At 74.7% G+C, this 20576-nt stretch carries 19 protein-coding genes; 10 read left to right on the forward strand and 9 right to left on the reverse strand.

Annotated elements, in window-relative coordinates; genetic code table 11:
- Position 1: 1 nt before the first annotated feature.
- The 6 genes from ACFCX4_RS05150 to ACFCX4_RS05175 form a co-directional block, all read right to left on the reverse strand.
- A complete protein-coding gene (locus tag ACFCX4_RS05150) occupies positions 2-1678 on the reverse strand; it encodes an L-aspartate oxidase (RefSeq protein WP_376139065.1) in 1677 nt (558 codons plus the stop codon).
- A 14-nt stretch (positions 1679-1692) separates the two neighbouring features.
- Positions 1693-2142, reverse strand: a complete 450-nt coding sequence (panD, locus tag ACFCX4_RS05155; protein ID WP_376139066.1) for an aspartate 1-decarboxylase — start codon at positions 2140-2142, stop codon at positions 1693-1695.
- A 105-nt stretch (positions 2143-2247) separates the two neighbouring features.
- Positions 2248-3153, reverse strand: coding sequence for a pantoate--beta-alanine ligase (gene panC, locus ACFCX4_RS05160; protein ID WP_376139067.1), 906 nt, complete (start codon positions 3151-3153; stop codon positions 2248-2250).
- Complete coding sequence (locus tag ACFCX4_RS05165) at positions 3153-4088, reverse strand: Rossmann-like and DUF2520 domain-containing protein (protein ID WP_376139068.1); 936 nt, start codon at positions 4086-4088, stop codon at positions 3153-3155. Before ACFCX4_RS05165 ends, panC begins: the two co-directional genes overlap by 1 nt.
- A 164-nt stretch (positions 4089-4252) precedes the next feature.
- Positions 4253-4945: a response regulator gene (locus ACFCX4_RS05170; RefSeq protein ID WP_376139069.1), complete on the reverse strand. Its 693-nt coding sequence runs from the start codon at positions 4943-4945 to the stop codon at positions 4253-4255.
- A 52-nt stretch (positions 4946-4997) separates the two neighbouring features.
- Positions 4998-6194 (reverse strand): sensor histidine kinase, encoded by a 1197-nt coding sequence (locus ACFCX4_RS05175; protein ID WP_376139081.1) that lies wholly within the window; start codon positions 6192-6194, stop codon positions 4998-5000.
- Between the two features lie 175 nt (positions 6195-6369).
- On the opposite strand from ACFCX4_RS05175, the gene ACFCX4_RS05180 reads away from it, so the two are divergent.
- Both ACFCX4_RS05180 and ACFCX4_RS05185 read left to right on the forward strand, forming a co-directional pair.
- A complete protein-coding gene (locus ACFCX4_RS05180) occupies positions 6370-7425 on the forward strand; it encodes an SAM-dependent methyltransferase (RefSeq protein WP_376139070.1) in 1056 nt (351 codons plus the stop codon).
- On the forward strand, positions 7422-8591 hold the full coding sequence (locus ACFCX4_RS05185) for an NADH-quinone oxidoreductase subunit D (RefSeq protein ID WP_376139071.1): 1170 nt from the start codon (positions 7422-7424) through the stop codon (positions 8589-8591). Before ACFCX4_RS05180 ends, ACFCX4_RS05185 begins: the two co-directional genes overlap by 4 nt.
- Positions 8592-8639: 48 nt before the next feature.
- Here ACFCX4_RS05185 and ACFCX4_RS05190 read toward each other — a convergent pair whose 3' ends face one another.
- The gene (locus ACFCX4_RS05190; RefSeq protein ID WP_376139082.1) at positions 8640-9464 is read right to left on the reverse strand and encodes a hypothetical protein; all 825 of its coding nucleotides are present in this window, start codon (positions 9462-9464) and stop codon (positions 8640-8642) included.
- A gap of 464 nt (positions 9465-9928) precedes the next feature.
- Here ACFCX4_RS05190 and ACFCX4_RS05195 point away from each other — a divergent pair, with 464 nt between their 5' ends.
- From ACFCX4_RS05195 to ACFCX4_RS05220, 6 genes are all read left to right on the forward strand, one after another.
- On the forward strand, positions 9929-10891 hold the full coding sequence (locus ACFCX4_RS05195) for a Ppx/GppA family phosphatase (RefSeq protein ID WP_376139072.1): 963 nt from the start codon (positions 9929-9931) through the stop codon (positions 10889-10891).
- Between the two features lie 749 nt (positions 10892-11640).
- Entirely contained in the window at positions 11641-12444 is an 804-nt protein-coding gene (locus tag ACFCX4_RS05200; RefSeq protein WP_376139083.1) for a sugar phosphate isomerase/epimerase family protein, read from the forward strand.
- A gap of 32 nt (positions 12445-12476) precedes the next feature.
- The gene (locus ACFCX4_RS05205) at positions 12477-13265 is read left to right on the forward strand and encodes a class I SAM-dependent methyltransferase (RefSeq protein WP_376139073.1); all 789 of its coding nucleotides are present in this window, start codon (positions 12477-12479) and stop codon (positions 13263-13265) included.
- A 70-nt stretch (positions 13266-13335) separates the two neighbouring features.
- Positions 13336-14106, forward strand: coding sequence for a class I SAM-dependent methyltransferase (locus ACFCX4_RS05210; protein ID WP_376139074.1), 771 nt, complete (start codon positions 13336-13338; stop codon positions 14104-14106).
- Between the two features lie 182 nt (positions 14107-14288).
- Positions 14289-16133, forward strand: coding sequence for a dihydroxy-acid dehydratase (gene ilvD, locus ACFCX4_RS05215; RefSeq protein WP_376139075.1), 1845 nt, complete (start codon positions 14289-14291; stop codon positions 16131-16133).
- Between the two features lie 104 nt (positions 16134-16237).
- Entirely contained in the window at positions 16238-16789 is a 552-nt protein-coding gene (locus tag ACFCX4_RS05220) for a hypothetical protein (protein WP_376139076.1), read from the forward strand.
- 40 nt (positions 16790-16829) lie between these two features.
- Here the strand turns inward: ACFCX4_RS05220 and ACFCX4_RS05225 are convergent, their stop codons facing one another.
- Complete coding sequence (locus ACFCX4_RS05225) at positions 16830-18182, reverse strand: hypothetical protein (protein WP_376139077.1); 1353 nt, start codon at positions 18180-18182, stop codon at positions 16830-16832.
- A 123-nt stretch (positions 18183-18305) separates the two neighbouring features.
- Positions 18306-18737 (reverse strand): hypothetical protein, encoded by a 432-nt coding sequence (locus ACFCX4_RS05230; protein WP_376139078.1) that lies wholly within the window; start codon positions 18735-18737, stop codon positions 18306-18308.
- 210 nt (positions 18738-18947) lie between these two features.
- Between ACFCX4_RS05230 and proC the strand changes: the two genes are divergently transcribed.
- Positions 18948-19775 carry a pyrroline-5-carboxylate reductase gene (gene proC, locus ACFCX4_RS05235; RefSeq protein WP_376139079.1) on the forward strand — a complete coding sequence of 276 codons (828 nt, stop codon included), beginning with the start codon at positions 18948-18950 and terminating at the stop codon, positions 19773-19775.
- A 31-nt stretch (positions 19776-19806) separates the two neighbouring features.
- The gene (locus tag ACFCX4_RS05240) at positions 19807-20460 is read left to right on the forward strand and encodes an HAD family hydrolase (RefSeq protein ID WP_376139080.1); all 654 of its coding nucleotides are present in this window, start codon (positions 19807-19809) and stop codon (positions 20458-20460) included.
- Positions 20461-20576: the final 116 nt, after the last annotated feature.

Raw genomic sequence — 20576 nt, forward strand, 5'->3', positions numbered from 1 at the left:
GTTACGGCTCCTCGGGGGTGCTGACGGGTCCGCCGGAGGCGGTGAGGGTGGTGATCAGGTGGCGCTGCCAGTGCGCGTCGTCCCGCTCCGGGAAGTCCTCGCGCCAGTGGCAGCCGCGGGTCTCCCCGCGCTGGGTGGCGGCGGTGACCAGTGCGTCGGCGACCAGCAGCAGGTTGGCGGCCTCCCAGGTCTCCACCCGGGGGTCGGCCGGCTTCTCCTCGGCGGCGTCGGTGCGGGCGTGCTCGGCGAGCAGCGCCAGCCCGCGCGCCGTGGCGGCCATCGAGGCGGCCGAGCGCAGCACGCCCGCACCGCCCGACATCAGCCGCTGGATCTCGGCCCGGGCCTCGGGCGCGGGCAGCGGCACCGGGCGGGCGGCCCGGGCCGAGGCCGCGTCGACGACCCGCTCGGGCAGCTCGCCGGCGGTGTGCCGGGCGGTGAGGTCGGCGGCGATCCGCTCGGCGAAGACCAGGCCCTCCAGCAGCGAGTTGGAGGCCAGCCGGTTGGCGCCGTGCACACCGGTGCAGGCCACCTCGCCGCAGGCGTACAGGCCGGGGACGGAGGTCCGGCCGCGGGTGTCGGTGCGCACCCCGCCGGAGGCGTAGTGCGCGGCCGGGGCGACCGGGATCGGCTCGGTGACCGGGTCGATCCCGTGCGCGCGGCAGGACGCCAGGATGGTCGGGAAGCGGTGCTCCCACATCGCGGCGCCGAAGTGCCGCCCGTCCAGGTACATGTGGTCGGTGGCGTTGAGCTGCATCCGGCGGGTGATCGCCTTGGCGACGATGTCGCGCGGGGCCAGTTCGGCCAGCTCGTGCTGCCCGGTCATGAACCGGACGCCGTCCGCGTCGACCAGGTGGGCGCCCTCGCCGCGGACCGCCTCGGAGACCAGCGGCTGCTGGCCCTCGGCGTCCGGGCCGAGCCACAGCACGGTGGGGTGGAACTGGACGAACTCCAGGTCGGTGACCTCGGCGCCGGCCCGCAGCGCGAGCGCCACGCCGTCGCCGGTGGAGACCGCCGGGTTGGTGGTGGCGGAGAAGACCTGGCCCATGCCGCCGGTGGCGAGCACCACGGCGCGGGCCCGGACGGCGCCGACGCCGTCCCGGGCGCCCTCGCCCATCACGTGCAGGGTCAGCCCGGCCGCGTGCCCGCCGGCGTCGGTGAGCAGGTCGAGCACCAGCGCGTGCTCGATCAGCTCGATGCCCGGGTCGGCGCGGACCGCGGCGACCAGGGCGCGGGATATCTCGGCGCCGGTGGCGTCCCCGCCGGCGTGCGCGATCCGGTCGCGGTGGTGGCCGCCCTCGCGGGTGAGCAGGACCCCGCCGTCCTCGCCCCGGTCGAAGGCCGCGCCGACCGCGATCAGCCGGCGGACCGCGTCCGGGCCCTCGGTGACCAGGGTGCGGACGGCGTCCTCGTCGCAGAGCCCGACGCCGGCCACCAGGGTGTCGGCCAGGTGCTGCCCGGGGGTGTCCCCCTCGCCCAGGGCGGCCGCGATGCCGCCCTGGGCCCAGCGGGTGGAGCCGTCGTCCAGCATCGCCTTGGTGACCACCATGGCCCGCAGGCCGGCCTTGCGGACGTTGAGCGCGACGGTGAGCCCGGCCACGCCGGAGCCGACCACGACGACGTCGGTGTCGGTGGTCCAGCCCGGGGCGGGGGCGGTGAGGCGGTGCTTGACGGCGGACATGGCTCTGTTGCTCCTTAGCGCGCGGCGGCGTCGGCGGCGCCGCTGCCGCCACCGTACGCCGCGTCCCCGCGCAGCAGTCCGCTGCCCTCCCCGGCCTCGGCCGGGTCCCCGCCCAGGCCGGTGATCCGGTTCCGGTCGTCGACGAAGACGACCTTCGGCAGGTAGCCCTTGGCCTCGGCGGTGTCCATCTGCCCGTAGGCGATGAGGATGACGAGGTCGCCGGGGTGGACCAGGCGGGCGGCGGCGCCGTTGATGCCTATGACGCCGGAGCCGCGCGGGCCGGCGATGGTGTACGTCTCCAGCCGGGCGCCGTTGTTGATGTCGACGATGTGGACCAGCTCGCCGGGGAGCAGGTCGGCGGCGTCGAGCAGGTCCTCGTCCACCGTCACGGAGCCGACGTAGTGGAGGTCGGCCTGGGTCACGGTGGCCCGGTGGATCTTGGACTTGAGCATGGTGCGGAGCATTGCGGGTCACGCCTCCTGTGAGTGCATGCCTAGGGGAACTGCTTCTTCGTACGCACCGGTCGCCGCCGTCGGACGGCGACCGGGTGGTGCCGGCCGGTCCTCCGCCTAGCGGCAGATGACGTGGACGTTGTCGATCAGGCGGGTCGGACCCACCTTCGCGGCGACGGCCAGCACCGCCTCGCCCCGGAAGTCGTCCGGCGCCTCGGTGAAGTCGTGCGGATCGATCAGGGCGAGGTAGTCGAGTTCGACACCCTCGGCGGTGTCGAGGACGGCCGCGGCGGCCTCGCGCACGGCCCCGGGGCCCTGCGCGGCCACGTCCCGGCCGGCGAGGAGTGCCCGGGAGAGGGCGAGGGCGCGGGTGCGCTCCTCCTCCCCGAGGTAGCGGTTGCGGGAGGAGCGGGCCAGGCCGTCCTCCTCGCGGACGGTCGGCACGCCGACCACCTCGACGTCGAAGTCGAGGTCGGCCACCATCCGGCGGACGAGCGCCAGCTGCTGGGCGTCCTTCTCGCCGAAGAAGGCGAAGTCCGGGTCGGTGATGTGCAGTAGTTTGGCCACCACGGTCAGCACCCCGTCGAAGTGGCCGGGCCGGGTGGCGCCCTCGAAGCGCTCGCCCATCGGCCCCGCGGCGAGCCGCACCTGTGGCTCGCCGTTCGGGTAGACCTCGTCGACGGACGGCGCGAAGACCACGTCGGCGCCGTTCTCCTCGGCGAGCCGCAGGTCCTCGTCCAGGGTGCGCGGGTAGCGCTCAAGGTCCTCGCCGGCGCCGAACTGCAGCGGGTTGACGAAGACCGTGACGGCGACCCGGCCGTCCCGGCCGACCTGCTTGCGGGCGGCGCGGATCAGCGCGGCGTGGCCCTCGTGCAGGGCGCCCATCGTCATCACGACCGCGTTGTCCACGGGCTGCTCGTCCGGCCAGAACGCCGCCTCGAAGTCGTCGACGGTGCGCGTGAGCACGGCGCGGTGGACCTTCGGGGCGCGCTGGGCCTTGCCCGGCTGCTTGCCGCGTGCCATTACTGGTTCTCCTCGTTCAGTACGTCCAGCAGCGCCGCCGCCGACGTTTCGTCGATCGTCCCGTTGGCCAGGGCCCGCTGCGCGGTGGCGCGGGCCATCGCCCGGTAGGCGGCCGGGATGTCCGGGGACACCGTACTGAGCTGCGCCAGGTGGCGGCGCACGGTGCCGGCGTCGCCCCGCGCGACCGGGCCGGTGAGGGCCGCGTCGCCGGAGCGCAGCGAGTTGTCGAGCGCGGCGCCCAGCAGCGGGCCGAGCATCCGGCCCGGCTCGGCGACGCCCGCCGAGCGCAGCAGCTCCATCGCCTGCGCGACCAGGGTGACCAGGTGGTTCGCGCCGTGCGCGAGGGCGGTGTGGTACATCGGGCGGACGTCCTCGGGCACCCACTCGGGCTCGCCGCCCATCTCGACCACCAGCGCCTCGGCGACCGGGCGCAGCTCCTCGGGCGCGGTCACCCCGAACGGGCAGCCGGCCAGCCGGGCCAGGTCGACGGAGGTGCCGGTGAAGGTCATCGCGGGGTGCAGCGCGAGCGGCAGCGCGCCGGCCCGGACGGCCGGCTCCAGCACGGCCACGCCGTGCGCGCCCGAGGTGTGCACCAGCAGCTGGCCGGGCCGGACGGCGCCGGTGGCGGCGAGCCCCGCGGTCAGGTCGGCCAGCGCGTCGTCGGGGACGGTGAGCAGCACGAGGTCGGCGGCGGCCAGCACCTGCGGCGGGGTGACGACCCGCACGCCGGGCAGCAGCGTCTCGGCGCGGCGGCGGGAGGCGGCGGACACGCCGGAGGCGGCGACCACCGTGTGGCCGGCGAGCTGGAGGGCGGCGCCGAGCGCGGGGCCCACCCGGCCGGTGCCGACCACGCCGACGGCGAGCCGGGCGGGGCGGTTGCCGGGGTCGGCCGGGTCGCCGAACGGGGCCGGTTCGCCGAAGCCGGGCGGGTTCACGCGCGGCTCCCGCTGGTTCGCTCGCTCACGCGCCCACCTTCGTCCAGGGGTTCCGTTCCGGTCCGCTCGACGGGTACCGGACGTACCGGCCCATTCTACGGTGGGCGGCGCGGGGCCCGGGAGGCTCGGTCCCCGGTCCGGACCGGTCCCGGGGCCGGGCCGGCTCAGTCCGTGGCACCGGCCCGGATCAGGCCCGCCTCGTAGGCCAGCACCACGGCCTGGACCCGGTCGCGCAGCCCCAGCTTGGCCAGGATCCGGCCGACGTGGGTCTTCACGGTGGCCTCGGAGAGCACCAGCCGGGCGGCGATCTCGCCGTTCGACAGGCCCTGCGCGACCAGCAGGAACACCTCGCGCTCGCGCTCGGTCAGCGGTCCCAGGGTGTCGGTGCCGCCCGGGCCGCTCTGCGGGGTGGGCAGCACCTCGGCGAAGCGGTCGATCATGCGGCGGGTGGTGGTCGGCGCGACCACCGCGTCCCCGCCGTGGACGGAGCGGATCGCGGCCACCAGCTCGGTCGGCGGCACGTCCTTGAGCAGGAAGCCGCTGGCCCCGGCCTTGAGCGCGGCGAAGGCGTACTCGTCCAGGTCGAAGGTGGTGAGGATGAGCACGTGCGGGGCGTCCGGCAGCGGGCTGCCGTCCTCGGCCAGGCAGATCTGCCGGGTGGCCTGCACGCCGTCCAGCCGCGGCATCCGGACGTCCATCAGGATCACGTCCACCGCCGTGTGCCGGAGCTTCTCCAGGGCCTGGGCGCCGTCCCCGGCCTCGGCGGTGATCTCGATGTCGCCCTGCGACTGCAGGATCATCCGGAATCCGGTGCGCAGCAGCTCCTGGTCGTCGACCAGCATCACGCGGATGGTCAAGGGTGGCTCCTAGGTCCTCGGGGTACGGCGGGGGGTCGGTGGGCGCCCGGGGTCAGTGGGCGGTCTTGAGCGGCAGGACCGCGCGGATCCGGAAGCCGCCGCCGGGGCGCGGCCCGACGTCGAGGCTGCCGCTGACCATGCCGACCCGCTCCCGCATGCCGATCAGGCCGTGGCCCTGGCCGTCGGTGCCGCCGGCGGCGAGCTTCTCGTCGGTGCTGCCGCGGCCGTCGTCCTCCACCAGCACGGCCAGCTCGCGCTCGCCGAAGTCGACCGCGACCCGGGCGTGCACGTCGGGGCCGCCGTGCTTGCGGACGTTGGTGAGCGCCTCCTGGACGATCCGGTAGACCGTCAGCTCGACGCCGCGGGGCAGCTCGCGGGGGTTGCCCGAGGTCGCGAAGTCCACCTGGAGGCCGGCCGTGCGGCACTGGTCCAGCAGCTCCGGCAGCTCCTCGACGCCCGGCTGCGGCACGTACTCCTCGCCCTTGGTGTCGGCGGTGCGCAGCACGCCGAGCAGCCGGCGCATCTCGACCAGGGCCTGCCGGCCGGTGGAGGCGATCGTCCCCAGCGCCTCCTTGGCCTGCTGCGGGGAGTTGTCCAGCACGTAGGCGGCGCCGTCCGCCTGGACGATCATCACCGAGACGTTGTGCGCGACCACGTCGTGCAGCTCGCGGGCGATCCGGGCGCGTTCTGCGGCGACCGCCACCTTGGCCTGGGCGTCGCGCTCGCGCTCCAGCCGGGCCGCGCGGTCCTCCAGCTCCACCAGGTAGGCCCGGCGGACCCGGGTGAGCCGCCCCCACGCCCAGCAGAGGATGAACGGGGTGGTCATCATGGCGCCGATGAACAGCGCCTCGGGGACCGAGTAGTTCACGTAGCGGACGTCCCCGAGGCCGTCCACCTCGGCCTTCTGCGGATGGAGCTGCCAGAACACCAGCGGTCCGGCCAGCAGCCCGGCGGTCAGCGCCAGCCGGGACATCCAGCGGCCGCCGAACGCGGCACCCGTGTAGGCGAACACCAGGTAGGCGATGCTGGAGATCGTCGGGGCGACGTCCAGGGCGATCTGGGAGAGGCCGACCAGCGTCGCCGCGGCCACGGTCAGGTCGGGGTACTTGCGGCGGAACACCATCAGGGCCGGCAGCACGACGGCGACGACGACGTCGAAGACCGCCCGCCAGCCGACGTTGCGGCTCCCTTCCTCCGGCAGGAGGCCGAGGAGGAGCACCAACGAGGCCCAGACGGAGTCGACCACCATGGGGTGACGGCGGAGCCAGGCGTTGAGTCGATGCACAGGTCAAGCGTAGGCAGTCGGGCCGCGTGCCCAGGTCCGCCGGGAGGGCGATCCGTCCTACTCCCTAGGTCGGAGAGGGTGCCGTGCCGATGCCGTAGCGGTTGGGCGGGTACGGACGGGGTGTGTAGCGTCCCGCCCCATGACCTGGATGCGGTGGGCGCCCGCGACGGAACACGCCCTCTACGGACCCGGCGGCGGCTTCTACCGCAGCTCGGAGGGCCCCGCCGGGCACTTCCGGACCTCGGTGCACGCCTCGCCGCTGTTCGCCCGGGCGGTGGCCCGGCTGCTGCTGGAGGTGGACGCCGCGCTCGGCCGTCCGGAGGAGCTGGCGTTCGTGGACGTCGGGGCCGGCCGCGGCGAGCTGGTCGCCGGGGTGCTGGCGGAGCTGCCGTCGGCGGCGGGGGAGCGGCTGCGGGTGTACGCGGTGGAGCTCGCCGCCCGCCCGCCGCTCCCGCCGGCCGCTCCGTCCACAGGGCTGTGGACGGAGCGGGGGTGGTCGGAGGTGGTGTGGACGGACGAGGTGCCGCGCGGCGTCACCGGACTGCTGTTCGCCAACGAGTGGCTGGACAACGTGCCGCTGGACACCGGCGAGGTCGGCGAGGACGGCGTGCTCCGCTACCTGGAGGTGGACCCCGCGACCGGCGCGGAGCGCCTCGGCGGGCCGGTCGGGGCGGCCGACGCCGCCTGGGCCGCCCGCTGGTGGCCGGCCGAACGTCCCGGTGACTTCGCGGAGTTCGGCGCCCCCCGGGACGCCGCCTGGGCGCACGCGGTGGCCGGTCTGGAGCGCGGCCTGGCGGTCGCCGCGGACTACGGGCACACCGCCGGGAACCGCCCGCCGTTCCCCACCCGGACCGGCTTCCGGGCCGGCCGCGAGGTCGCGCCGGTGCCCGACGGCTCCTGCGACGTCACGGCGCACGTCGCGCTGGACGCCGTCGCCGTCCCCGGTCTCCACAGCCTGTGGACGACGCAGCGGGACGCGCTGCGGGCGCTCGGCGTCACCGGCGCCCGGCCGCCGCTGGCCCTCGCCTCCACCGACCCGGCCGGGTACCTGCGGGCCCTCGGCGGCGCGGGCGAGGGCGCCGAACTCACCGATCCGGCCGGTCTCGGCGGGTTCGGCTGGCTCGCGCAGACCGTCCGGATGCCGGTACCGCCGGGCCTGGAGCCGCTCCCGGGATGGCAGACTCTCACCCCATGAGGGAGACCACGGTCGGCATCGGGGCGGGAGCCGAGAACTTCACGGGCGGGGCGGGCACCACCGACATGGTGCTCAACATCGGCCCGCAGCACCCGGCGACCCACGGTGTGCTGCGTCTGCGGCTGGTGCTGGACGGCGAGCGCATCGTCACCGCCGAGCCGGTGATCGGCTACATGCACCGGGGTGCGGAGAAGCTGTTCGAGGCCCGGGACTACCGGCAGATCATCATGCTGGCCAACCGGCACGACTGGCTCTCGGCCTTCTCCAACGAGCTGGGTGTCGTGCTCGGCGTCGAGCGGATGCTCGGCATGGAGGTGCCCGAGCGCGCGGTCTGGGTCCGCACCCTGCTCGCCGAGCTGAACCGGGTCCTCAACCACCTGATGTTCCTCGGCTCCTACCCGCTGGAGCTTGGCGGGATCACCCCGATCTTCCACGCCTTCTCCGGCCGCGAGGACCTCCAGCACGTGCTGGAGGAGGCCTCCGGCGGCCGGATGCACTACATGTTCAACCGGGTCGGCGGCCTCAAGGAGGACCTCCCGGCCGGCTGGGCCGGCCGGGTCCGGGCCGCCGTCGCCGTCGTCCGCTCCCAGCTGCCGGTCTTCGAGGAGCTGGTGCTGGGCAACGAGATCTTCCGCGCCCGTACCGCCGGCGTCGGCGTCCTCACCAGGGCGCAGGCCGAGGCGTACGGCGTCAGCGGCCCGATCGCCCGGGCCAGCGGCCTGGACCTCGACCTGCGCCGCGACGACCCCTACCTCGCCTACGGCAGCGAGGAGCTGCGGCGGGTGCTGACCGTGGTCACCCGCGAGGAGGGCGACTGCCTGGCCCGCTTCGAGTGCCTGCTGGAGCAGACGGCCAACGCGCTGGACCTCGCCGACGCCTGCCTCGACAAGCTGGCGGAACTCGCCCCGGGGCCGGTGAACCTGCGGCTGCCCAAGGTGCTCAAGGCCCCCGAGGGCAGCACCTACGCCTGGACCGAGAACCCGCTCGGCGTCAACGGCTACTACCTGGTGTCGCGCGGCGACAAGACGCCGTGGCGCCTCAAGCTGCGCTCGGCGTCGTTCAACAACGTCCAGGCGCTCACCGAGCTGCTGCCGGGGACGCTGGTCGCGGACATGGTCGCGATCCTGGGCTCGATGTTCTTCGTGGTCGGCGACATCGACAAGTGAGCCGGGGAGGGGGAGTGCCGGGACGCCCCGCACTCCCCTCCGTCCGCGCTACTTCTTCGCGGCCTTCGGCTTCTTCGCCGGATCGGCCGGGTGCGGGGCCACCTTCCGGTCGCCCTTGGTGGCGATCCGCTCCTCGCACAGGCCGGCCAGCACCGCGTACGCGGCCGGGCCCATCAGCTCGGTGAGTTCCGGGCGGTAGCCGACGTACACCGGGTCGCTGCCCTGGTGGGCGTCCGGGCTGCCGGTGCACCACCAGTGCAGGTCGTGGCCGCCCGGGCCCCAGCCCCGGCGGTCGTACTCGCCGATGGTGACCTGGAGGTAGCGGGTGTCGTCCGGGCGGTCGATCCAGTCGTAGGTGCGGCGGACCGGCAGCTGCCAGCAGACGTCCGGCTTGGTCTCCAGCGGCTCGCGGCCCTCGGCGAGGGCCAGCGCGTGCAGGGCGCAGCCGGCGCCGCCGGCGAAGCCGGGGCTGTTCACGAAGACGCAGGCGCCGTTGACCCGCCGGGTCTGCCGGTCGCCGTCCTCGTCGAACATGGTGATGCCGCCGTCGACCTTGATCCGGCCCTTGGCGTCGGTGCCGTACGGGTGGTTCTCCCACAGCTCCGGGGTCAGCCGGGCCGCGTGGCCGGTGACGCGCTTCTCGTCGTCCTCGTCGGAGTAGTGCGCGCCCAGGGTGCAGCAGCCGTCGGACTCGCCCCGGCCCTCGCGGATGCCCTGGCAGCCCTGGCCGAAGATGCACGACCAGCGGGAGGTCAGCCAGGTCAGGTCGCAGCGGAAGACCTGCTCCTCGTCGTCCGGGTCGGTGAACTCGACCCAGGCACGCGGGAAGTCGAGCGGGACCTCGGGCCGGAGTTCGGTGCGCAGGACCGGCATCGCGAGGTCGACGGAGGCCGGGCCGCCGGCCTCCGGCCTGTTCTTCCGGCCCCTGGAGGTGCTGCCGCTGTGCTTGGACGTGTCTGCTGCTGCCACCCGGCAAGGGTAGAGCCTTCGCGGAGCGGCGGACCGACCGTGGCCACGGGGTTCGCGACGAGTTCACCGGCCGGAGGCCGGGTGCGGGGCGGCCCGGTCCGTCGGGTCCGCTCCGGCGGCCGGGCCCGGCCGACCGCCCGGGCGGCCCGGCGGGGTCGGGTCGGGCCGCGACGGGTCGCGCCGCCCCGGCCCGCACCGGGCCTCCGCCGACCGGGTGAACGCCGGAACAACACCGTCCGAATACCGTTCGAACGACCTCGCCGATCAGGGCCCGGCCGGCCCGCCGGAGCCGCGATCACGGCCCGGACCAGCACTGACACCGACGCGACCGGTCTCTTCCGGCCGTGGATCGCGTAGCGTGGAGGGCTATGCGACTCGGTGTGCTCGACGTAGGTTCCAACACGGTCCACTTCCTCGTGGTGGACGCCCATCCGGGCGCCGCCCCCTTTCCCGCCTACTCCCACAAGGCCGAGCTCCGGCTCGCGGAACTCCTCGACGAGCAGGGTGCGATCAGTGAGACCGGCATCGAGAAGCTGATCGGCATGATCGCTTCCTCGCTGCGGGTCGCCGAGGACAAGGGCGTCGTCGACATACTGCCCTTCGCGACCTCCGCCGTGCGCGAGGCCGCCAACGGCGAGGAAGTGCTCCGCCGGGTCGCCGCGGAGACCGGCGTCGAGCTGCGGGTGCTCTCCGGTCAGGACGAGGCCCGGCTGACCTTCCTGGCGGTCCGCCGCTGGTTCGGCTGGTCCTCCGGCCGGTTGCTCAACCTCGACATCGGCGGCGGTTCGCTGGAGATGGCCTGCGGTCTGGACGAGCAGCCGGACGTGGCCTGCTCGCTGCCGCTGGGGGCCGGCCGGCTGACCGCCCGCTGGCTGCCCGGCGACGTCGCCGACGCCGAGCAGCTGCGCGAGCTCAGGCGTCACATCCGCGCCGAGATCGCCACCGTGGTGGGCGAGATCTCCCGGCTCGGACCGCCGGACCACGCCGTCGCCACCTCCAAGACCTTCAAGCAGCTCGCCCGGATGACCGGGGCCGCCCCGGCCGACGCCGGCCCGTACGCGGACCGCCGGCTCACCCGCAGCAACCTCGCCGCCTGGCTGCCCCGGCTCTCGGCGATGACCGTCGCCGAGCGCTCGCAGATCCCCGGCGTCTCCGAGGGGCGGGCCAAGCAGCTGCTGGCGGGGGCGCTGGTCGCCGACGCCGCGATGGACCTGTTCGGCCTCGACGAGCTGGACGTCTGTCCCTGGGCGCTGCGCGAGGGGATCATCCTGCGCCGCCTGGACGCCATGGACGGCTCCGCCGACCGGCGCCACCCCGTCCTCACCCCCTGACGGACGCCGTCCGGGGTGGCCCGCCACCCCGGACGGCGGGGGCGTGCGGACGTCCGGACGATCACCCACCGGCTCCCCGTTCGGGGCGCGCTCCGCTTACGCTGTCTCCCGTGGCGCAACCAGCGGGCGAGGACGGGACGCGGGAGGGCCGCGCTCCCGAGGACGGGCAGCCGCGGTCGGCCGCCCCGCGCCGCACCACCCGCCGCACCCTCGGGCCCCCGGCCGGTCCGCCCGCCGGATCCGCCGCCGCCCGGTCCGCCGGGAGGGCCCCGGAGGCGGCCCCCGGCGAAGCCCCCGGCCGGGCCGGGACGGATCCCGTCGGCTCCGCCGAGCGGGTGGGGCCCACCGGTCCCACCGGCTCCGCCGCGTCCACCCGGTCCCGCAGGCTCGGCAAGGCGGTCAAGGGCGTCAAGGCGGCCGGCGGCGCGGCCGGGAAGGCGGCCCGGAAGGCCACGGCCGGAGCCGCGCCGAAGGCGCCCGCCCCGGCCGGGACGGCCCGGGCGAGCAGGACGGCGAAGGCCACCGGGCCCGCCCGGCCGGCGAAGCGAACCGGGGCGGCCGAGCCCGCCGGGCCCACCGGCACCGATCCCGCCCCCGGCGCCCCGCGTGCCACCCGCACCGCCCGGGCGGCCGGCGCCGCCAAGGCCGCCGTCCAGTCGGTGAAGTCCGTCAAGGCCGCCCGCCAGGCCGCCGCCCGCCCTCCGCTGCTGCGCACCACCGACCGCCTGGTGCTGCCCCCGCACCCCGCGCTGCACGTCCCGGAGACCAAGGTCGCCCTCTCCACCGCCTCGGTCTATCCGGCCAACACCGCGGTCGCCTTCGAGCTGGCCGCCGGGCTCGGTTACGACGGCGTCGAGGTGATGGTCTGGAACGACCCGGTCAGCCAGGACATCGAGGCGCTGCGCCGCCTCTCCGACGCCCACGGCATGCCGATCCTCGCCGTGCACGCGCCCTGCCTGCTGATCACCCAGCGGGTCTGGACCACCGACCCCTGGACCAAGCTGGTCCGTGCCCGGGCGGCGGCCGAGAAGCTCGGCGCGCAGGCGGTCGTGGTCCACCCGCCGTTCCGCTGGCAGCGCCAGTACGCCCGGGAGTTCGTCGAGGGCATCCACCGGATGGCGGGGGAGACGGACGTCCGGTTCGCCGTCGAGAACATGTACCCGTGGCGCTACAAGGACCGCGAGATGCTCGCCTACGCGCCGGGCTGGGACGTCACCGAGGAGGAGTACCGGCACTTCACCATCGACCTGTCGCACGTCGCCACCTCGCGGGTGGACGCCTTCGAGATGGTCGACCGGATGGGGGACCGGCTCGCCCACGTCCACCTGGCCGACGGTTCGGGCTCCGGCAAGGACGAGCACCTCATCCCGGGCCGGGGCAAGCAGCCCTGCGCGGAGCTCCTCGAACACCTCGCCCGGACCGGCTTCGACGGCCACGTGGTGCTGGAGGTCAACACCCGCAGGTCCGCGTCGCCCGCCGAACGCGAGGCCGATCTGGCCGAGGCGCTCGCGTTTACACGTTTGCACCTGGCCACCCCTTCGCGCGTACCCTAGGGGTGCACGAACTGCCGTTCGCAGGGGGAGACATGGGACAGCGGAACAGGATCGGAACCAGCGCCGACTTCCGCGAGCTGGCGGAGTCCTTCGGTTCGGTGGCGGCGGAGTACGACCGGGCGAGGCCGTCGTATCCGCAGGAGCTGTTCGACGGGCTGGAGCGGTTGGCGGGCCGGTCGTTGCGGGGTGCGCGGGTGCTGGACGTGGGGGCGGGTACGGGGATCTCGACGCGGTTGCTGGCGGCCCGGGGTGCGGATGTCGTGGGGGTGGAGCCGAACGAGGGGATGGCGGCGCAGTTCCTGGCGAGCGGTCCGGGGCTGGCGCTGGTGAAGGGCAGTGGTGACGAGTTGCCGTTCCACGACCGTTCGGCGGACGTGATCACGTATGCCCAGGCCTTCCACTGGACCCGGCCCGAGCGGTCGGTCCCGGAGGCGGTCCGGGTGCTGCGGCCCGGCGGTGCCCTCGCCGCCTGGTGGAACGTGAAGGACAGCGGTGTCGCCTGGGTGCGGGCGATGGGCGAGCGGCTGGCCGCCGCGCTGCCCGAGAGCTACCACGGCTACGGCGCGGTCAACGAGATCGACTCCCACCTGGCCCCGTTCGGCCTGCGGAGCGGGCACGTCCGCCTGCACTGGGAGCGCCGGGTCGGTGTCGAGCACGTGATCACCGACCTCGTCTCGCGCTCCTACCTCGCCGCGCTCACCCCGGAGAAGCGGGAGCCGCTGCTGGCCGTCGAGCGGGAGGCCCTGCTGGCGGAGTTCCCGGACGGCTGGGTGGTCGAGCCGTACGTCCTGGACCTCACCGTCGCGATCACGCCGTCCTGAGGATCCTGTCCCGGGGGCGCCCGGCCGCATACCCTGTGCGGTGCACCGACGGCTCTGTGGAGGGGGAGTGGTGACGGATCTTCAGGAGTTCCGGAAGCTGGCGGAGTCCTTCGGTTCGGTGGCGGCGGAGTACGACCGGGCGAGGCCGTCGTATCCGCAGGAGCTGTTCGACGGGCTGGAGCGGTTGGCGGGCCGGTCGTTGCGGGGTGCGCGGGTGCTGGACGTGGGGGCGGGTACGGGGATCTCGACGCGGTTGCTGGCGGCCCGGGGTGCGGATGTCGTGGGGGTGGAGCCGAACGAGGGGATGGCGGCGCAGTTCCTGGCGAGCGGTCCGGGGCTGGCGCTGGTGAAGGGCAGTGGTGACGAGTTGCCGTTCCACGACCGTTCGGCGGACGTGATCACGTATGCCCAGGCCTTCCACTGGACCCGGCCCGAGCGGTCGGTCCCGGAGGCGGTCCGGGTGCTGCGGCCCGGCGGTGCCCTCGCCGCCTGGTGGAACGTGCTCGACGCGGACGTGCCCTGGGTGCGGGACGCCAACGCGCGCCTCTCCGTGGCGTTCCCCGAGGCGTACCGGCAGTTCGGCGAGCTCGACGCGGTGGCGGAGCAGTGGGCGCCGTACGGGCTGGAGACCGCCACCGTCGTGCTGCGCTGGGAGCGCAGGGTCACCGTCGACCACGTGATCGCCGACCTCTCCTCGCGCTCCTACGTCGCGGCCCTCGGCGCCGGCCGGCGCCGCGAGGTGCTGGAGGGCGAGCGCGAGGCGCTGCGGTCCGCGTTCCCCGACGGCCGGGTCACCGAGCCGTACCTGCTCGACCTCACGGTCGCCGTCACCCCGCACTGACCCGGGAACCCGGGGACCCGGCGCACCCCGGAGCCCCGCCCCGCCCGCCGTCCCGCCCGCTGACCGCATCGCGGACGCCGCGTCCGCCGCCCGGACGGCGGGCGTAGGCTCGACGGACACAGTGGCCCCGCACCCTCCGAACGAGCGGGGCCGCCAGCCAGCCTCCGAAGGAGTGGAGCACAGTGCCCGAGCTGAGGTCCCGTACGGTCACCCACGGTCGCAACATGGCAGGCGCCCGGGCGCTTCTCCGGGCGGCCGGCGTAGCCCGCGAGGACTTCGGCAAGCCGATCATCGCGGTCGCCAACTCCTTCACCGAGTTCGTCCCCGGCCACACCCACCTCCAGCCGGTCGGCCGGATCGTCTCCGAGGCGATCAAGCAGGCGGGCGGCATCCCCCGCGAGTTCAACACCATCGCGGTGGACGACGGCATCGCGATGGGCCACGGCGGCATGCTCTACTCGCTGCCCTCGCGCGACCTGATCGCCGACTCGGTCGAGTACATGGTCAACGCCCACTGCGCCGACGCGCTGATCTGCATCTCCAACTGCGACAAGATCACCCCCGGCATGCTGATGGCCGCGCTGCGGCTGAACATCCCGACCGTGTTCGTCTCCGGCGGCCCGATGGAGGCCGGCAAGGCCACCCTGGTCGACGGCACGGTGCGCAGGCTCGACCTGGTGGACGCGATCTCCCAGGCGGTCAACGAGAACGTCTCCGACGAGGACATCGCGATCATCGAGGAGAACGCCTGTCCGACCTGCGGCTCCTGCTCGGGCATGTTCACCGCCAACTCGATGAACTGCCTCACCGAGGCGATCGGCCTCTCGCTGCCCGGCAACGGCTCGGTCCTCGCCACCCACACCGCCCGCCGCGCCCTCTACGAGAACGCCGGGCGCACGGTCGTCGAGATCACGAACCGCCACTACGGCCGGGACGACCACTCCGTCCTGCCCCGCTCGATCGCCACCCGCGCCGCCTTCGAGAACGCCATGGCCCTGGACATCGCCATGGGCGGCTCGACCAACACCATCCTCCACCTGCTCGCCGCCGCCCAGGAGGGCGAGGTGGACTTCGACCAGCGGGCCATCGACGCGATCTCCCGCAAGGTGCCCTGCCTCTCGAAGGTCGCGCCCAACGGCTCGTACTACATGGAGGACGTGCACCGGGCCGGCGGCATCCCGGCCATCCTCGGCGAGCTGTACCGGGCCGGGCTGCTCAACGAGGACGTGCACACCGTCCACTCCGACTCGCTCGCCGAGTGGCTGAAGACCTGGGACGTCCGCGGCGGCTCCCCGTCCGCCGAGGCCGTCGAGCTGTGGCACGCGGCCCCCGGCTGCGTCCGCTCCGCCGAGGCCTTCTCGCAGTCCGAGCGCTGGGAGTCGCTGGACACCGACGCCGCCGGGGGCTGCATCCGCAGCGCCGAGCACGCCTACTCCGTCGAGGGCGGCCTCGCCGTGCTGTACGGCAACCTCGCCGAGGACGGCTGCATCGTCAAGACCGCCGGTGTCGACGAGTCGATCTGGACGTTCAGCGGCCCGGCCGTCGTCGTCGAGTCCCAGGAGGACGCGGTCGAGGCGATCCTCGCCAAGCGGGTCAAGGAGGGCGATGTCGTCGTCATCCGCTACGAGGGCCCCAAGGGCGGCCCCGGCATGCAGGAGATGCTCTACCCGACCTCGTTCCTGAAGGGCCGCGGCCTCGGCAAGGCCTGCGCGCTGGTCACCGACGGCCGCTTCTCCGGCGGCACCTCGGGCCTGTCCATCGGCCACGCCTCCCCGGAGGCCGCGTCCGGCGGCACGATCGCCCTGGTCGAGGACGGCGACACGATCGCCATCGACATCCCGGGCCGCACCATCTCCCTGGAGGTGCCCGCCGAGGTCCTGGACGAGCGCCGCCGGGCGCTGGAGGCGGCCGGCGGCTACCGGCCGAAGAACCGGGAGCGCCAGGTCAGCCAGGCCCTGCGGGCCTACGCCGCGATGGCCACCTCGGCCGACCGGGGCGCCGTCCGGGACGTCAGCAAGCTCGGCTGACCCCGGCCCGGGCCGCACCGGAACCGGCCCCGCTCCACGAGGAGCCGTCCCGGCCACCGGGACGGCTCCTCCGCCGTTCGCGCCGGCCGGGGATAATCGGATCCGTGACCGAGGAAACCCCCACCCCCCAGCCCGCCACCGCCGGCGACCGCACGCCGCCCGCCGGCGCCCCCCGGCCGGAGCCGATCCGCTGGTTCGGCACCAGTTGGGTCGACCGCGGCGGCGACTACCGCCTGCGCCGCGTCCTCGTCCCCGTCGGAGCCCTGCTCGCCGCCGCGGCCGCCGCCTTCCTGCTGCGGCTCGCCGTCGACGGCATCCGGGTGGCCGACAACGGCGGCTTCCTCAACGGCCTGCTGCTGGCGGCCGTGGCGATCTGCTCGCTGCTGGCCGCGCTGCGTACCTGGAAGGTCCTCACCGAGGGCAAGGAGAGCCTGACCGGCTGGATGGCCGAGGACAAGTCGCTCGGCGTGGCCTGGGTGATCGGCGGGGTGGGCGCGCTGCTCGCCTACTTCGTCCGCAGCCTGCGCGAGGCCCCGGGCGAGGCCGTCCGGCGCGCCCGCTACGAGAAGGAGCTCGCGCAGTACGAGCGCCGGCAGGCGGGCCGCAGCGGGCGGCCCGGGGCCAGGACGCCGGGGCGCGCCGGGCGCAAGCGCTGAGCCGGCGGCCCGGTCCGCGGGGCCGGGCCGCCGGGGACGCTCAGCTGCGGCTGGCCGTCCCACAGGCGTCGTCCTGCGTGAGCTCCTTCGTGAGGTCGTACGGGTCCGAGGTCGGACCGGACCGGTTCGGGTCCGGGGCCGTGACGGCCGCGAACTGGTTGAACTGCGGGTGGAAGTAGCCGTCGTACGTCGCGCACTCGCTGTTGCCGAACTCGGACCGGCTCGTCTCGATGAAGATCCGGCCCGGCTCGACCTCGAACTTCGCCGGGTCGTGGAAGCGGAAGGTGGCCGCCCGGCGCACGACGGTCCGCGCCGTCCAGGTGTCCCCGGCCTCGTCGGCCGCCGGGTCGAGCAGGCCGACCGGCTTCACCACGCCGTCGCCGCCCCCGGGCCGGGAGGGCGAGGGGCCGCCCGTGGGCCGCGGCGACTGCGAGGGCTTCGCCGCCATGGCGCGCCTGGCCGCGTCCGGCCCGGGCCGCAGCGGGTACACGTAGGTGAAGTCGGTGTGCACCAGCACGCCCCGCTCGCCGTCGCCCTCCACGCTGATCCACCCCTGGAGCCGGTAGGTGTCGCCGACCGGGACGGCGTCACGGGCGTCGAAGCGGCTGAACCAGTTGGTGGGGTCGTCCTCGGCGGAGGGCCGGGCGAGCGCCTTCTCGGCCGCCTGCCGGGTCTCGGAGTCGAGCAGGGCCAGCGCCGCCTCCGGGCGGGCACCGGCCACCGCCTTCGGGTCGAGGTTGGCCGCGGCCAGGTACTCCTTGACCAGCTTGACCTGGTCGGCCACCTGCCGGGCGGTGTACGCCCCGGTGGCCGCCGGCGGCTCCTTGGGCTCGAACACCGTGATGCCGGTGGGCCACCCCTCGGCGGGCGAGCCGGCCCACGGGCGGTCGACGGTCGGCTGCCGGGGGTCGACCGGCGGCGGTGGGGCGGTCGGCCGTTCCGTCGCCGGTGCGACCGACGGGACGGGTGCCGTGCCCGCCGTGTCACCGCCGCGCCCCTCGTACCAGGACCGCAGTCCGTCGATGTTCAGGGCGGCGAGCACCAGGGCGATCGCCAGCACCACGAACAACGGCGTGCGCCACTCCGGGGCACGGCGCGGCCGGGCGTTCCCCCACGGGTCGGCCGGCCGGGACGTGCGGCCGAACCGCTTCCTCGGCGCCGGTCCGTCGTTCACCGAGCGGCGGCCGCCGGGGTCGACGGGCGGGGTGTGCTTCCACTGGGCGGCGAGCATCCGGGTGCGGCCCGTCTGCTCCTTGAGGGTGGCACCCCTGACGAACTCCTCGTCGAGCACGAGGTCGGTGAACGGGTCCTTCCCGTCCGGTCCGGACGGGGCGGTCCCGTCCGGTTCCCGGCCCTCGGACGGGCGCGGTTCTGGGTCTTCGGCGATCGGCATCGCGCCAGTATGCCGACGGGGTGTGACGGATGTTCGATCGGGGGCACACCGTCCGGTGAACACCCCGGCGCTGTGCGGCGATCGGCCCGCATTTGTCCCCGCGGGACCTCTCCTGGCGGGCCGTCAGCCCTTCTCGCGCGCCCGCTTCACCGAACCGACCACGCCCGCGACGGTCACCACCAGGGCGGCCGGGAACAGCGAGAGGAAGAACGCCTCGAACAGGCCCGCGTCGCCGAGGACCAGCTGGGCCAGCATGTTCAGCACCAGCAGCCCGCCGCCCGCCGGGGCGGCCGCCTGCCACGGGTGTTCGTTCGCCCACTTCTGCAGCCGCCGGTCGGCGCCGTCCCGGCGGAGCCGGCCGCCGACGGTGCCGACCAGGAAGAAGAACAGGGCGACGCCGGCCGGTCCGGCCAGCATGCTCGGCGACCAGTCCCCGTCGACCAGGTCGACCACCAGGTCCGTCACCCCCACCACCGCGCCGACCCCCGCGGCGGTCCGCCACGGTCCCAGGGTCGCCGCGGCGACGGCGACCTGCCGGTTCTCACGTCGGGACATCTCTCCGTGTGCCATGACTCCACGGTGCGCCCGCGGACACCCCCGGGCCATAGGGGAGAACCCCGACTTTCGCCCTAGGGGCCGGGCCCCACGGTCCGTCACGGCTGCCCGCGGAGTGGACGTCGCCGCCGGTGACGGGGTGTGCGGTGCGAGGATGGCGGCGGCACCGGAGCACGGTACCGAACACGGCACCGGAGGTAGGGAGCGGCCATGACCAGCAGCGCGGCGCACGGACAGAGGATCGCCTTCCTCGGCACGGGCAAGATCGGGGAGGCCCTGCTCTCCGGCCTGCTGAGGGCGGGCAAGGACCCGGCGGACGTCCTGGTCACCGCCCGCCGTCCCGAGCGGGCCGCCGAGCTGGCCGCCCGGTACGGGGTCGGCGTGGCCGGCAACACCGAGGCGGCCGGGCTCGCCGACACCCTGATCCTCGCGGTGAAGCCGCAGGACATGGGCACCCTGCTGGACGAGCTGGCGCCGCACGTGGACCCGGACCGGCTGGTGATCTCGGCGGCGGCGGGCATCCCCACCGCCTGGTTCGAGGCCCGGCTGGCGGCCGGCACCCCGGTGGTCCGGGTGATGCCGAACACCCCGGTCCTGGTGGACGAGGGCATGAGCGTCATCTCCGGCGGCTCGCACGCCACCGAGGCGCACCTGGAGCGGGCGGAGGAGATCTTCCGCTCGGTCGGCAAGGCGCTGCGGCTGCCCGAGTCCCAGCAGGACGCGGCGACCGCGCTCTCCGGCTCCGGTCCCGCGTACTTCTACTTCCTGGTCGAGGCGATGACCGACGCGGGCATCCTGCTCGGCCTGCCCCGGCAGGTGGCGCACGACCTCATCGTGCAGTCGGCGATCGGTGCCTCGGTCATGCTGCGGGACTCCGGCGAGCACCCGGTGAAGCTGCGCGAGGCGGTCACCTCTCCGGCCGGCACCACCATCTCGGCCATCCGCGAGCTGGAGAACCACGGCGTGCGGGCGGCCCTGCTGAGTGCCCTGGAGGCGGCCCGGGACCGCTCCCGGGAGCTGGCCTCCGGGGGCAGGTGACCGCCGGTACGGGGCCGGTAGGGTCGCACGCATGGCCTATGAACTGGTGATCTTCGACAACGACGGCGTCCTGGTGGACAGCGAACCGCTCTCCAACCGGGTGCTCGCCGGGTACCTGACCGAACTGGGCTACCCGACCACGATCGAGGACTCCTACCGGGACTTCATGGGCACCGCCGCCCACCGGGTGCACGACGTGATCGCCGAGCGCCACGACGGCGCGCTGCTCCCGGAGGGGTTCGACGACGCGTTCCACGGCCGGGTCTTCGACGCCTTCACCGCCGAGCTGGCCCCGGTCCGGGGCGCGGGGACGCTGCTGGCGGAGCTGCGGCGGCGGTCCGTGCCGTACTGCCTGGCCTCCTCCGCGCACCACAGCTGGATCCGGGCCGCGCTGGACGTCACCGGCCTGCGCGGCGACTTCCCGGAGGAGCGGATCTTCAGCGCCCAGGACGTCGGGGTGGGCAAGCCCGCGCCGGACCTGTTCCTGCACGCCGCGGCCGTCCTCGGGGTCGACCCGGCGGACTGCCTGGTGGTGGAGGACAGCCCCAACGGCGTGCTGGCCGCCCGCGCGGCCGGCATGGACGTGTACGGCTACACCGCGCTGACCGATCCGGCGAAGCTGACCGCGGCCGGCGCCACCGGCCTGATCGCGGGCCTGGACGAGGTCCCCGCCCTGCTCGGCTGAGCCCGCGGACATCCCGGGGGGCGGGGCACCGGCCGGGGGCCCCCCCCCCCGGTCCGCCCGGGGGGTCAGGAGGCGTTGTTGGGCGGCACGGTCCAGTAGTACAGCGTCGACCACGT

Source organism: Kitasatospora sp. NPDC056327, assembly GCF_042261735.1.
Classification (GTDB): domain Bacteria; phylum Actinomycetota; class Actinomycetes; order Streptomycetales; family Streptomycetaceae; genus Kitasatospora.

Excerpts from the sequence above, each read along its gene's own strand:
- ACFCX4_RS05150 (WP_376139065.1), bottom strand. The coding sequence starts at position 1,678 with ATGTCCGCCGTCAAGCACCGCCTCACCGCCCCCGCCCCGGGCTGGACC.
- ACFCX4_RS05195 (WP_376139072.1), top strand. The coding sequence starts at position 9,929 with ATGCGACTCGGTGTGCTCGACGTAGGTTCCAACACGGTCCACTTCCTC.
- ACFCX4_RS05175 (WP_376139081.1), bottom strand. The coding sequence starts at position 6,194 with ATGGTGGTCGACTCCGTCTGGGCCTCGTTGGTGCTCCTCCTCGGCCTC.
- ACFCX4_RS05185 (WP_376139071.1), top strand. The coding sequence starts at position 7,422 with ATGAGGGAGACCACGGTCGGCATCGGGGCGGGAGCCGAGAACTTCACG.
- panD (WP_376139066.1), bottom strand. The coding sequence starts at position 2,142 with ATGCTCCGCACCATGCTCAAGTCCAAGATCCACCGGGCCACCGTGACC.
- panC (WP_376139067.1), bottom strand. The coding sequence starts at position 3,153 with ATGGCACGCGGCAAGCAGCCGGGCAAGGCCCAGCGCGCCCCGAAGGTC.
- proC (WP_376139079.1), top strand. The coding sequence starts at position 18,948 with ATGACCAGCAGCGCGGCGCACGGACAGAGGATCGCCTTCCTCGGCACG.
- ACFCX4_RS05205 (WP_376139073.1), top strand. The coding sequence starts at position 12,477 with ATGGGACAGCGGAACAGGATCGGAACCAGCGCCGACTTCCGCGAGCTG.
- ACFCX4_RS05180 (WP_376139070.1), top strand. The coding sequence starts at position 6,370 with ATGACCTGGATGCGGTGGGCGCCCGCGACGGAACACGCCCTCTACGGA.
- ACFCX4_RS05225 (WP_376139077.1), bottom strand. The coding sequence starts at position 18,182 with ATGCCGATCGCCGAAGACCCAGAACCGCGCCCGTCCGAGGGCCGGGAA.
- ACFCX4_RS05230 (WP_376139078.1), bottom strand. The coding sequence starts at position 18,737 with ATGTCCCGACGTGAGAACCGGCAGGTCGCCGTCGCCGCGGCGACCCTG.
- ACFCX4_RS05190 (WP_376139082.1), bottom strand. The coding sequence starts at position 9,464 with ATGCCGGTCCTGCGCACCGAACTCCGGCCCGAGGTCCCGCTCGACTTC.
- ACFCX4_RS05240 (WP_376139080.1), top strand. The coding sequence starts at position 19,807 with ATGGCCTATGAACTGGTGATCTTCGACAACGACGGCGTCCTGGTGGAC.